Source organism: Streptomyces sp. NTH33, assembly GCF_003236365.1.
Lineage (GTDB): Bacteria > Actinomycetota > Actinomycetes > Streptomycetales > Streptomycetaceae > Streptomyces.
In genome coordinates, this window is record NZ_POTZ01001093.1 from 1 (window position 1) to 543 (window position 543).

The window sequence follows — 543 nt, forward strand, 5'->3', positions numbered from 1 at the left end:
GCCAGGTAGAGGTAGCCGGCGGCGGCCCGCGCGTCCGGCGCGGGGGGCGGCCCTTCGAGGAGGAGGGCGAGGGGGGCGATCAGCAGGCCGCCGGCGGTGAGCTGCCAGCCGGTGAGCGCGAGCGGGCCCGCGCCGGGCGGGCGGCCCCACTTCTTGGTCAGCACGGTGCCGGCGGACATCGAGGCGGCGGAGGCGAGGGCGGCGAGCACGCCCACGGGGTCCGGCGTCCCGGCCGCCTTCAGCACGACGAGGCTGACGCCGAACGCGGCCACGACCCCGGCGAGCAGCGCCCGCGCGGTCGGCCGCTGCCCCAGCAGCAGTGCGGACAGGCCCACGACGAACAACGGGCCGACCGAGCCGACGGCGGCCGCCATGCCGCCCGGCAGCCGGTAGGCGGACAGGAACAGCAGCGGGAAGAAGGCGCCGATGTTCAGCGCGCCGAGCACCGCCGACTTCCCCCACCAGGCGCCCTTCGGCAGCACGCGGGCCGACGCGAGCAGCAGCAGTCCGGCGGGCAGGGCGCGGGCCAGGGCGGTGAGGAGG

Annotated in this window: 1 protein-coding gene; it reads right to left on the bottom strand. The window is 78.5% G+C overall.

The window, feature by feature from the left end; translation table 11 throughout:
* On the bottom strand, positions 1-543 hold a 543-nt coding region (locus tag C1I97_RS38630), incomplete at both ends, for a DMT family transporter (RefSeq protein ID WP_146608482.1).